Annotated in this window: 9 protein-coding genes; 6 read left to right on the forward strand and 3 right to left on the reverse strand. The window is 66.6% G+C overall.

Annotated features, from left to right (window positions below):
* The first annotated feature begins 103 nt into the window (after positions 1-103).
* The 3 genes from A9973_RS02445 to A9973_RS02455 all read left to right on the forward strand — a co-directional run bounded on the left by A9973_RS02445 (position 104) and on the right by A9973_RS02455 (position 3525).
* Positions 104-1456 carry an MFS transporter gene (locus A9973_RS02445; protein ID WP_183012171.1) on the forward strand — a complete coding sequence of 451 codons (1353 nt, stop codon included), beginning with the start codon at positions 104-106 and terminating at the stop codon, positions 1454-1456.
* Complete coding sequence (locus tag A9973_RS02450; RefSeq protein WP_183012172.1) at positions 1453-2472, forward strand: histone deacetylase family protein; 1020 nt, start codon at positions 1453-1455, stop codon at positions 2470-2472. Before A9973_RS02445 ends, A9973_RS02450 begins: the two co-directional genes overlap by 4 nt.
* A 135-nt stretch (positions 2473-2607) precedes the next feature.
* The gene (locus A9973_RS02455; protein WP_183012288.1) at positions 2608-3525 is read left to right on the forward strand and encodes a LysR family transcriptional regulator; all 918 of its coding nucleotides are present in this window, start codon (positions 2608-2610) and stop codon (positions 3523-3525) included.
* On the opposite strand, the gene A9973_RS02460 is transcribed toward A9973_RS02455, so the two are convergent.
* Together A9973_RS02460 and A9973_RS02465 are read right to left on the reverse strand one after the other, a co-directional pair.
* Complete coding sequence (locus A9973_RS02460) at positions 3446-5674, reverse strand: ABC transporter permease subunit (RefSeq protein WP_183012173.1); 2229 nt, start codon at positions 5672-5674, stop codon at positions 3446-3448. The two genes, A9973_RS02455 and A9973_RS02460, sit on opposite strands and share 80 nt — an antisense overlap.
* Before the next feature lie 81 nt (positions 5675-5755).
* A complete protein-coding gene (locus tag A9973_RS02465) occupies positions 5756-6778 on the reverse strand; it encodes an amino acid ABC transporter substrate-binding protein (protein WP_183012174.1) in 1023 nt (340 codons plus the stop codon).
* A gap of 169 nt (positions 6779-6947) precedes the next feature.
* Here A9973_RS02465 and A9973_RS02470 point away from each other — a divergent pair, with 169 nt between their 5' ends.
* Genes A9973_RS02470 through A9973_RS02480 form a run of 3 tightly spaced genes read left to right on the forward strand, consistent with a single transcriptional unit; the run spans position 6948 to position 10242 of the window.
* A complete protein-coding gene (locus A9973_RS02470; RefSeq protein ID WP_183012175.1) occupies positions 6948-8087 on the forward strand; it encodes an aminotransferase class V-fold PLP-dependent enzyme in 1140 nt (379 codons plus the stop codon).
* A 36-nt stretch (positions 8088-8123) separates the two neighbouring features.
* On the forward strand, positions 8124-9419 hold the full coding sequence (locus A9973_RS02475; protein ID WP_183012176.1) for an O-acetylhomoserine aminocarboxypropyltransferase/cysteine synthase family protein: 1296 nt from the start codon (positions 8124-8126) through the stop codon (positions 9417-9419).
* Positions 9420-9423: 4 nt separating this feature from the next.
* A complete protein-coding gene (locus A9973_RS02480; RefSeq protein ID WP_183012177.1) occupies positions 9424-10242 on the forward strand; it encodes an alpha/beta fold hydrolase in 819 nt (272 codons plus the stop codon).
* A gap of 17 nt (positions 10243-10259) precedes the next feature.
* Here the strand turns inward: A9973_RS02480 and A9973_RS02485 are convergent, their stop codons facing one another.
* On the reverse strand, positions 10260-11189 hold the full coding sequence (locus A9973_RS02485) for an AraC family transcriptional regulator (protein ID WP_183012178.1): 930 nt from the start codon (positions 11187-11189) through the stop codon (positions 10260-10262).
* Positions 11190-11253: the final 64 nt, after the last annotated feature.

Below are 11253 nucleotides of genomic sequence, written 5' to 3' on the forward strand. Positions count from 1 at the left end.
GCCAAAGTAATTCGGCGGATAAGAAATAAGAATTTTTCTTATGGTGGGGCCAGGGCTATAACAGCTGGCTGATAGACCTCAACCTACCTTAAGAGAGATAAACATGAGGGGAAAACCTGCGACGGGGCACCAGCCGGTGCGCGCGTCGACCGCCGCTTTTGTCGGCACCATGATCGAGTGGTACGACTTCTACATCTACGCCACCGCTGCGGCGCTGGTGTTCGGCAAGCTCTTCTTCCCGTCGGCCACGGGCTTCTACGGGACCCTGGCTGCGCTGGGCACGTTCGCCGTGGGCTTCTTCGCCCGCCCGCTGGGCGGCGCGATCTTCGGCCATATCGGCGACAAGATCGGGCGCAAGAAATCGCTGGTGATCACGCTGGTGATGATGGGCACCGTGACGGTGCTGATCGGCCTCTTGCCGACGTATGCTTCCATCGGCTTCTGGGCGCCGGTCCTGCTGATCCTGCTGCGCATCGTGCAGGGGATCGCGGTGGGTGGCGAATGGGGCGGGGCGGTGTTGATGGCCGGCGAGCATTCGCCGGACAAGAGCAAGCGCACCTTCTTCGCGTCCTTCGCGCAACTGGGCAGCCCCGCAGGGTTGATCCTGTCGATGCTGATGTTCAAGCTGGTGACGGGCCTGGACGACGACGCGTTCCTGACCTGGGGCTGGCGCGTGCCATTTCTGTTTTCGGCAGTGTTGCTGGTCGTGGGTTTCGTGATCCGGCTGAGCGTCAATGAATCGCCGGATTTCCTGGCCGAAAAACAGGTGCAGGCCGACCGCGCGAAAGCCGCTTCGTCCAGCAGGCACGCCACGCCCGTCCAGGCCCCGCTTGCGCAAGTGCTGCGCGGCGCGCCCCGATTGCTGATGCTGGCGGTCGGTGCCAACGTGCTGGGCATTGCGGGCTTCTACTTCACGAACACGTTCATGATCGCGTACACCACGCAGTATGTGGGCCTGAACCGGGCGGTGATCCTGGATTGCCTGCTGGTCGTGTCGATCATGCAATTCTTCATTACGCCGCTGGCCGCCTACGTCGCCAGCCGCGTCGGCAACCTGCGGTTCCTGGGCGCGATGGCGTTCGCGTCGATCTTCACGCCCTACGCCATGTTCAACCTGGTGGACCAGGGCTCGCTTACCAGTATTACGCTGGGCGTCGGCGTGGCGGTATTCTTCATGGGCGCCTACTACGCGGTGATCGCGGGTTATGTCAGCGACAGCTTTCCGACCCGCATCCGCTACACCGGCATTTCGATGGCCTACCAGTTGTCGGGCGCCATCTTCGGCGGTTTGACGCCCTTGCTGGGCACGGTGCTGGCTGAGAATTTCAAAGGCCAATGGTGGCCGCTGGCGTTGCTGTTTTCGGCGATATCGTTGCTTTCCCTGGTTTCCGTCCTGCTGCTGGGCAATATCGGCCAGCGCACCGAACAATTCCAACTGAAGGATCAGCAAGCATGAAGGCATTTTTCCACGACGACCAGAAGCTGCACCATCCGCAGACCTATTTTTCGCGCGGCAAGATGCGTACGCCCCAGGAAGTGCCGGCGCGGCTGGATGGCCTGGTGCAGGCGGCGCGGAAGCTGGGGTTCGACGTGCAGTCGCCCGCCGACCACGGGGCGGGCGCCTTGTCGGCCGTGCATTCCCTGGACTACCTGCGGTTCCTGCAAGGCGCGCACGAAGACTGGATGAAACTGCCGGGAGATTGGGGCGATGAAGTCGTCTCCAACGTATTCGTGCGCGAACCCAATGCCCTGCGCGGCGTGCTGGCCAAGGCCGGGCGCTACCTGGCCGACGGCAGCTGCCCGGTCGGCCCGCAGACCTGGCAGTCGGCCTATTGGTCGGCGCAGTGCGCGGTCGCTGGCGCCGAAGCCGTGCTGGCGGGCGACCGCCACGCCTACGCGATCTGCCGTCCGCCCGGCCACCACGCGCGCCGTGACGCCGCGGGCGGGTTCTGCTATCTGAACAACGCCGCCATCGCAGCCCAGCGCCTACGGTCGAAATTCCAGCGCGTAGCAATTCTGGACACCGACATGCATCACGGCCAAGGCATCCAGGAGATCTTCTACGAACGCAGCGACGTGCTGTACGTGTCCATCCACGGCGACCCCGAGAACTTCTACCCGGTGGTGGCGGGATTCGAGGACGAACGCGGGGCAGGCGAGGGCTACGGCTACAACATCAACCTGCCGATGCCGCACGGGTCGCCGGAATCGGTGTTCTTCGACCGGTTGGCGCAGGCGCGCCGCGCGATCGAGTTGTTCCAGCCGGACGCGCTGGTGTTGTCGCTGGGCTTCGACATCTTCGAAAAAGATCCGCAAGCCATGGTCAGCGTGACGGAAGACGGCTTCGAACGGCTGGGCCGCGACGTCGGCAGCCTGCGTCTGCCGACCCTGATCGTGCAGGAAGGCGGCTACTATATCGAAGGGTTGGAATCCAACGCATCGCGGTTTTTCGCGGGGTTGGCCGGCGTCTGACGCGCACGGCGCCGGCATGGCCGGCGGGGTTCGGAATCCGTCCTTTCTTTCGAACCCGTCCGCGACGCCATGCCTCATCCGCCCGCCCGAAAACCGACCTCGCCGCCTACCGCGCTGACGCTTGCGCCTGAACGCATGGACTGGAACCTGCTGCGCACCTTCATGTTCGTGGTGCAAGAGCGCGGGGTCGGCCGTGCGGCGCAAGCGCTGCACTTAAGCCAGCCGGCGGTCAGCCAGGCGCTCAAACGGCTGGAAGAGGCGGTAGGCGGCCTGCTGCTGCATCGGCGCAACGGCGAATTCCGCCTGACGGGCCTGGGCGACGAGATCTACGCCATCGCCCGCGACATGTACGGCACGATGGCACGCATCGAGAATGCCGCCACCCAGGACAAGGCCGAAATCGCGGGCACGCTGCGGCTGCTGGTGATGAGCAAGGTGCAAAGCCCCGCGTACGACGACTTCCTGGCGCAATTCCATCGGCGCTATCCCAAGATCGAATTCCACATGGACGTGCTGCCCAGCGCGGCTATCCTGGATGCGTTGGCCAAGCGGGTGCCGGCACTTGGCATCTGCCTGTGCCGCAAGCCCGTCGACGTCCTGGAGCGCCGCCTGTTCCTGAGGCACCAGTACGCGGTGGTCTGCGGCCGCCATCATCCGCTGTTCGCAAAGCAGCGCGTCAGCATCGAAGACCTGATGGACCAGAACTTCGTGTGCTTCGCCAGCGACCAGATCGGCGACACGCTGTCTCCACTGACCATATTCCGGGACCAGCAGGGTTTTACGGGCCGGATCGTGGGCACCTCGCCCAATATCGAAGAGGTGCGGCGCATGGTGGTGGCCGGCATCGGCCTGAGCTTCCTGCCCGAACACCTGATCCGGCAGGATGTCGTCAACGGCGAACTGCGCCGCCTGCCGCCTGCGGAGTCCGTGGCCGAAATCGATGTGTTCCTGACCTGGCACAAGCAGCGCAAGCTTACGGCGGTGGAAGTGGCGTACCTGAACGCCTTCGACCGGTTTTTGAACCGCACGCCGCTGGATTCGCGGGCGGGTTGACCTCCATGCGCCTGGCGACCCGGGACAGCGCCAGGCTCGCCGCGAAGTACAGCATCGCCACCGCCAGATAGACCTCGACGTGATAGGGCCGCCAGTCGGTGCCGGCCACCACCGCCTTGGCGGCGCCCAGCACGTCGAACACGCCGATGATGCTGACCAACGACGTGTCCTTGACGGCACCCACGAAGACGCCCAGCGCCGCGGGCGCGGCGATGCGGCGCGCCTGCGGCCAGATTACCGAGGCATAGGCGGTGGCGGGGCGCATGCCCAGCGCACGGGCCGCCATCATCTGGCCCGGGGGAATCGCTTGCAGCGCGCCGCGCAGCACTTCCGCCAGCAGGCAGGCGGTATGCAGCGTCAGCGCGGCTAACGCCATGCTGAATTTGGACACGCCGCCGCCCAGCAGCATCGGCATGACAAAGGACGCGAACAGCAGCTGCGTCACCAGCGGGATGCCTCGCACGCCTTCGATCAGGCCGGCGGCGGCAAGCGAGCCGGTGCGGTTGGCGGACCGGCGCAGCAGCGCCAGCGCGAAGGCCAGCGGCACGGCGGCGGCCAAGGCGGCGATGGCCAGTATCAGCGTCACCAGCAACCCGCCCCAGCGCTGGGGGCCGATCAAGGCGCCGCCCCAGGGCCAGCCCGTCAAGGCGCTGGCGACGATCAGCAGCAAGAGGGCCAGTGTGCCCGCGCGTGCCTTGCGCGGCACGCGCCGCCCGCCCAGCGCCAACGCGATTCCCCCCAGCAGCGCTACGCAAGCGATGGCGGCTGGCGTGCGGTCGGCGGCCGTCATGGTGCCGAAGAGCAGCAACGGCAGGTTTTCCCCGACAGCGGCCCAGCAGGCGCCGGCCGTGTTGGCGCAGGCCGAGGGTCCGCCCACCCATACGGCTCGCAGCACGGCCCAATCCAGCAGCGCCCAAGCAAGGGCGGCCAGCAGCACGGCCAAGATGGTAGACGCTGCTTTGCCGCGCCAGGGATGCGCGTCGCCACCTGTGGCGCGCCATAGCGGGCGGTCACCCAGCCTTGCCCCGTGCGTGTCGCCCGGGCCATGGCGGGTATTGCGCGCGTTCCAGGCCGACAAGCCGCCGCCCAGCACCAGCGCCAGCAACAGATAGGCGGCCACGGCCACTGCGATGCCCTCCAGCGCCAGCCCGGTCTGCGTGATGGCGGTGTTGATGACGGCCATCAGTTCCTGGTAGCCGATGGCGATCGCCAGCGTGCTGTTCTTCACCAGCGCCAGGCACTGGTTCGCGTAAGGCGGCAGGGCGACGCGCGTGGCATAAGGGGCGATCACCCGCCGTAGTACGGCCCAAGGCGTCAGGCCCATGGCCTGGCCCGCTTCAACCAGCCCGACCGGCACGGCGCGCACCGAGGCGCGCACGATATCGGCGATGTAGGCCGCGTGAAACACGACCAGTCCGATCAGCAGCGCCGCGAACTCGATGCTGGGCTGCCAGCCGCCTTGCAACCCCAAGCCGCGTTTGACGGGCAGGTCGATGTGCATGGCGGGCAGGATCGCCCAGGCTAGCGCGGCAACCAGCAGCGAGGCGATCGCCGCGCGGCGGCCCCATCGGCGTTGCGCGTGCCAGCCCAGCACCAGGGCTATCAGCGCGACGGCGGCATACGGCAGCCATCCTTGCACGGCTGGCAGCGCCAGCCCGCGGTTGGACAGCAACACGGAAGGCAAGGGGGACCACGCTTGCCGCACGTCCGGCAAGCGCAGCAGCAACCCGTACCAGACGAACAGTTGCAGCAGCACCGGCGTGTTGCGCAACGGCGCGATGACGGCGGCGGCGCAGCGCGCCGCCAGCGGGTGGGTGGACAGGCGCATGAGGCCCAGCGCGATGCCCAGCGCGGTGGCCAGCGGAATGGCTACGGCCGCCACGGTCAGCGTGTTGACCAGGCCCGCCGCGATCGACATCCAGTACGGGGCGTCGGGCGTGACGGCAAGCAGGCTTTCCGAAATTCGGAAGCCCGCAGGTTGAAACAGGAAGCCGAATCCGCCCTGGACGCCACGCGCCGCCTGCACGGATTCGACGTGCCGCAGCAGGACGGCGGCCATGCCGCCCAATGCCAGGATCCAGGCCAGGGGCGCCAGCCAGCGGCGCAGCGGGCCGGGCGGGGGGAAGGGAAGGGTCGGTGCAGTCGTCATGGCGGGGGGGCAATGCAAAAGGCGGGCCGTGGGCCCGCCCGCCGCGCTCAAAAGGGGCGCGAATTCAAAGGGGGCGCGACGTTATTGGAATGGCGGCGAATACAGCAGGCCGCCCTGGTTCCACTGCGCGTTCAAGCCGCGGTCCAGCTTCAACGGCGTGGCCGCGCCCAAGTTACGGTCCCACACTTCGCCATAGTTGCCCACGGCCTTGATGGCGTTCTTCGCCCAGCTTTCATCCAGGCCGAAGCTCTTGCCGATGCCCGCGTCCACGCCCAGCAGGCGGCGGACTTGCGCATCGGTGCTTTGCGCCTGGCTGTCGGCGTTCTTCGCCGTGATGCCCAGCTCTTCGGCGGCGACCAGCGCGTTGACGGTCCAGCGCACGATGGCCGCCCAGTTGGCGTCGTCCTGGCGCACGAACGGGCCCAGTGGCGACTTGTTGATCCGCTCGGGCAAGATCACGAAATCGTCCGGCTTGCCGGCGCGCGCGGCGCGGCTGGCCGCCAGCGTGGAAGCATCCGACAGATAGACGTCGCAGCGGCCGGCGTAGAAGGCCTGTTCCAGTTCCACCAGGTTCTCGATCACCACCGGCCGGTACGTGAGCTGGTGCTTCTTGAAGTAGTCGACCAGATTCTGTTCGTTGACGGTGCCGGGCTGCACGCAGACCTGGGCGCCATCCAGCTCGGTGGCGCTTTTGACTCCCAGCCTGGCGGGCACCAGGAAGCCCTGGCCGTCATAGAAGACAATGCCGGCGGACACGATGCCCAGGCCCGCGTCGCGGCTGGATGTGATGGTGGTGTTGCGGTTCAGCACGTCGATCTCGCCGGATTGCAGCGCGGGGAAGCGCTGCTGCGAACTGAGCGGCACGAAGCGCGTCTTCTCGCCGTCACCCAGCACGGCGGCGGCCAATGCGCGGCACAGGTCCGCGTCCAGGCCGGTCCAGCGGCCTTGCTTGTCGGCGATCGACAGGCCTGCCGAACCCTGGCTGACGCCGCATACCAGTTCGCCGCGCTTCTTGATGGCGTCGACCGTGCCGGCCTGGGCGGCGCCTGTGATCGTCAGCGCTGCAATCACGCCCGCCGCTTTGAATAGTTGAGTCAATCGCATGCCGTTCCCGTATTGTCTGTATGCAAGAAAGGCATGAATTATGGGCGGGCGCCGCGGGTTTTCGAGCGACTGTATGGTGATATGAATATAAGAACTAAGCCTTATCCAGATCCGCGTCATATACCTAGAATTCCGGCATACCAAGTTGGAATTACACGGAAGGTCGCGCATGAGCTGGCAGGACGAATTCAGGCAGTTGTTTCCCATCACGCGTGACAAGGCCTACGCCAACATCGCCTACACCAGCCCGCTGTCGCCCAAGGTGGCGGACGCGGTCGCCGCCTTCTTCGATGGCATCACGCATGCCCGCAGCGACAAGCCGCAGTGGTTGCGCGACGCCGACGCGCTGCGTGGGCGGCTGGCCCGCCTGATCGGCGGCGAGGCCCGCCGGCTGGCCTTCACCAAGAACACCACCGAAGGCTTGAACACCGTTGCGCAAGGGCTGGCATGGCAAGACGGCGACAACCTGATCGTGGACGATCAGGAACATCCCACCAATGCCTTGCCCTGGCTGAACCTGCGTCGCCGCGGCGTGCAGGTGCGGGTGGCGAAAGCGAATTCGCACCGCTACACGGTGGACGACCTGTGGCAGCACGTGGATGCCCGCACGCGCCTGATCGCCGTGTCGTGGGTGCAGTATGGGACGGGCCTCCTGACCGACATCGCCGAGTTGGGCCGCCGCTGCGCGGCGCGTGGCATCTGGCTGGTCGTCGACGGCATCCAGGGCGCGGGTCTGCTCCGCGCCAAGGTCGATGCGTGGCACGTGGACGCGTTCGCCTGCGGCGCGCACAAAGGTCTGCTGGGCCCGTTGGGCGTGGGTTTCCTGCACGTGTCGCCCAAGCTGCTGGACGCGCTGGATCCGCTGTACATCGGTCCGTCTGGCGTGACCACGCTGGACAAGTCCGGCCTGCAATGGCAGGTGGGCGTCTCGGATGCGGGCGATGCCCGCCGGTTGGAAAGCGGTAATCTCAATTACCCGGGCATCGCGGGTTGGGCAGGCGCGCTGGATTTGATCGAAGGCGCGCAACCCGAGCGCATCGAACCTTGGGTGCTGGAACTGTCGCAAGCGCTTGGCGAAGGCCTGCGCGCGCTGGGCGCGCAAGTGGTGTCGCCGGCCGACGCCGCGTTGCGCAGCACGACGACCGCATTGCGCGTGGCCGATCCCGCCGCCGCCTTGGCCCATCTGAACGAGGCGGGCGTGGTGGCCAGCGTAGTGGAGTATGGTTACGTGCGCCTGTCCGTCGGCGCCTATAACAATCATGCAGACGTTGAACGCATCTTGCGCGCCGTGCGCGCGCTTGGCGTCTGATCTGAATCATCGAAAACGCATCACCTGGAGAGACACATGACTGAACCGAAGAAGCCCAACTGGCGCCTGGAAACCGTTGCCGTGCATGGCGGCTACCGGCCCGACCCCACCACGCGCGCCGTGGCCGTGCCCATCTATCAAACGGTTGCCTACGCATTCGACGATACGCAGCATGGCGCCGACCTGTTCGACTTGAAGGTGCCGGGCAACATCTACACCCGCATCATGAACCCGACGACCGACGTGCTGGAACAGCGCGTGGCGGCGCTGGAAGGCGGCATCGCCGGGTTGGCGCTGGCCTCGGGCCAGGCCGCGGTCACCTACGCCATCCTGACCATCGCCGAAGCGGGCGACAACATCGTGTCGTCCAGCACGCTGTACGGCGGCACCTACAACCTGTTCGCGCACACGCTGCCGCAGTACGGCATCACCACGCGCTTCGCCAACCCCAGCGACCTGGCGGCGTTCGAAGCGCAGATCGACGACCGCACCAAGGCCATCTTCGCGGAGTCGGTCGGCAATCCGTTGGGCAACATCACCGACATCGCCGCGCTGGCCGACGTGGCCCACCGCCACGGCCTGCCGCTGATCGTGGACAACACCGTGCCGTCGCCGTACCTGTTGCGCCCGATCGAGCACGGCGCGGACATCGTGGTGCAGTCGCTGACCAAGTACCTGGGCGGCCACGGCACCAGCCTGGGCGGCGCCATCATCGATTCCGGCAAGTTCCCGTGGGCCGAGCACAAGGCGCGCTTCAAGCGGCTGAACGAACCCGACGTCAGCTACCACGGCGTGGTCTACACCGAAGCCTTCGGCGCCGCCGCCTACATCGGCCGCGCGCGGGTCGTGCCGTTGCGCAACACGGGTGCCGCGATCTCGCCGTTCAATTCCTTCCAGATCCTGCAAGGCATCGAAACGCTGGCGTTGCGCGTGGACCGCATCGTCGAGAACGCCGTCAAGGTCGCCAACTTCCTGCGCGAGCACCCGAAGGTGGAATGGGTGAATTACGCCGGCCTGCCGGACCACCCCGACCACGCGCTGGCGAAGAAGTACCTGGGCGGCAAGGTCCCCGGCCTGTTCACGTTCGGCGTGAAGGGTGGCCGCGAGGCGGGCGCGCGCTTCCAGGACGCGCTGCAACTGTTCACGCGCCTGGTCAACATCGGCGATTCGAAGTCGCTGGCCACGCACCCGGCGTCCACCACGCACCGCCAGTTGAATCCGGAAGAGCTGCAAAAGGCCGGCGTGCGCGAAGAGACGGTGCGCCTGTCGATCGGCATCGAACACATCGACGACCTGATCGCCGATCTGGAACAGGCGCTGGCGCAGGTGTGACGCAATGACGCTGATTCCCCGCAGAACCCTGTTGAAGCTGGCTGCCGGGCTGCCCGCCCTGGCCGCGGCACCGGCGGCGCTTGCCGCCACGCCGGCCAAGAAGGCCAAGACCTATGTGCTGGCGCACGGCTCCTGGCATGGCGGCTGGTGCTGGCGCCCGGTGGCGGACCGCCTGCAGGCGGCGGGCCATCGCGTGTACGCGCCCAGCTACACCGGCATGGGCGACCGCGCCCACCTGCTGAACAAGGGCATCACGATCGACACCTTCGTCGAAGACCTGGTGCAGGTCATCGAAACCGAAGAGTTGCAGGACGTGGTATTGGTGGGGCACAGCTTCGGCGGCATCCCCATCACCGGCGTGGCCGACCGCATTCCCGAGCGCCTGGCGCACCTGGTGTACTTCGACGCCATCGTGCTGCAAAGCGGGCAGGACGCGTTTTCGGTCTATCCGAAGGCGGATGCCGACGCGCGGATCGCGGCGGCCTCGAAGGCCACCGGCGGCCTGGCGGTGCCGATCCCCGATCCGATTCCGGCCGCCTGGGGCTTCATCCCGGGCAGCGCGGACGACGAATGGGTCAAGCGCCGCCTGACCGCGCATCCGCTGGCCAGCTACACCACGCCGCTGACGTTGAAGCATCCCATCGGCAACGGGCGCCCGCGCACCTATATCCATTGCACGCAGCCCGAACTGGCAGTGCTGGAAGCATCGCGCCAACTGGTGAAGTCGCAGCAGGGCTGGAGGTGGGTGGACATCGCCGCGCCCCACGAGGCGCACATCACGCACCCCGGCCTGCTGGCCGAGCTGCTGCTGGGATTAGGCTGAAATCCGGGGGCTTTCGCCTAGCCTTGCGCCGTGCGGCGCTTGCGCCAGATCGAAGGCGCCATGCCCTCCGTACGCTGGAACACGCGGCTGAACGCGGCCTGGGATTGATACCCCACGCGCTCGGCCGCATCCTGGATGCTCACGCCCTGGCCCAGCAGGCGGCGCGCGACGCGCATGCGCAGCAATTGCAGCAATTGCGCGGGCGTCGTGCCGCTTTGCAGCGTGAAGCGCCGGTGGAACGTCGCCTTCGACATGTGCAGGCGGTCCGCCATGTCCTGCATGCTCCAGGTGGAGGCGGGATTCTCCAGAATGGCTTGAAGCAGGCCCGCCATGGCCGAGTCGCGCGCCAGCACGAACAGGCCATAGGCCTGCCGGTCGTGGATGGCCAGATGCCGCAACATGAAGAAAATCAGCAGATCGGTCAGCCGTTCCAGCACCACGGGCGACGCGCCGGGTTCGCGCGCCGTTTCGCCAAGGATCAATTCGAAGACGCCCCGTGCCGTGCGGAAGCGCTCGTCATCGGCGCGCAGCACCAGATAGTCGGGCAACGTATCGGCAAGCATATCGGCCAGCCCGGGGCGAAATTGGAAAAAGCCGCAGGCAAGCCCCGTGCTGTCGGCCTGGCGGGGCAACAGCGGCTCCATGGCCGTGCACAAGGCGCCGCCTGGCGCCGGGTTGTCCAGCGGCGTCAAAGCATGCGGAATGTCGCGCAGGAAGAAGATGCCGTCGCCGGCTGCCAAGGTCAGCGGGTCTTGCCCTTCGCCCAGGTCGACCCGGCAGCGGCCATGCAGGATCAAATGGAAACTGGCGCGCGCCCGCCCGCTGGTGCTGGCGGACCAATTGCCGCAGTATTGCCCCAGGTGATACAAGCTGGACTGCACTTCCAGGCTGGACAGCAGCAGCGCATCGACGGCGGCTTGTTCGGTGTGGTCGGGATTGAAAGGCAAGATGGTTATAAGCGCATAGCTGAAAGTCGATAAGATCTAGCATCAAGTTGCGATCTTCATGCAT

The organism is Achromobacter sp. UMC46, from assembly GCF_014170335.1.
Classification (GTDB): Bacteria; Pseudomonadota; Gammaproteobacteria; order Burkholderiales; family Burkholderiaceae_B; genus Achromobacter.

Bases quoted from the DNA above. Each gene is read 5' to 3' on its own strand.
- A9973_RS02475 (WP_183012176.1), top strand. From the start codon at position 8,124: ATGACTGAACCGAAGAAGCCCAACTGGCGCCTGGAAACCGTTGCCGTG.
- A9973_RS02455 (WP_183012288.1), top strand. From the start codon at position 2,608: ATGGACTGGAACCTGCTGCGCACCTTCATGTTCGTGGTGCAAGAGCGC.
- A9973_RS02450 (WP_183012172.1), top strand. From the start codon at position 1,453: ATGAAGGCATTTTTCCACGACGACCAGAAGCTGCACCATCCGCAGACC.
- A9973_RS02470 (WP_183012175.1), top strand. From the start codon at position 6,948: ATGAGCTGGCAGGACGAATTCAGGCAGTTGTTTCCCATCACGCGTGAC.
- A9973_RS02480 (WP_183012177.1), top strand. From the start codon at position 9,424: ATGACGCTGATTCCCCGCAGAACCCTGTTGAAGCTGGCTGCCGGGCTG.
- A9973_RS02460 (WP_183012173.1), bottom strand. From the start codon at position 5,674: ATGACGACTGCACCGACCCTTCCCTTCCCCCCGCCCGGCCCGCTGCGC.
- A9973_RS02445 (WP_183012171.1), top strand. From the start codon at position 104: ATGAGGGGAAAACCTGCGACGGGGCACCAGCCGGTGCGCGCGTCGACC.
- A9973_RS02465 (WP_183012174.1), bottom strand. From the start codon at position 6,778: ATGCGATTGACTCAACTATTCAAAGCGGCGGGCGTGATTGCAGCGCTG.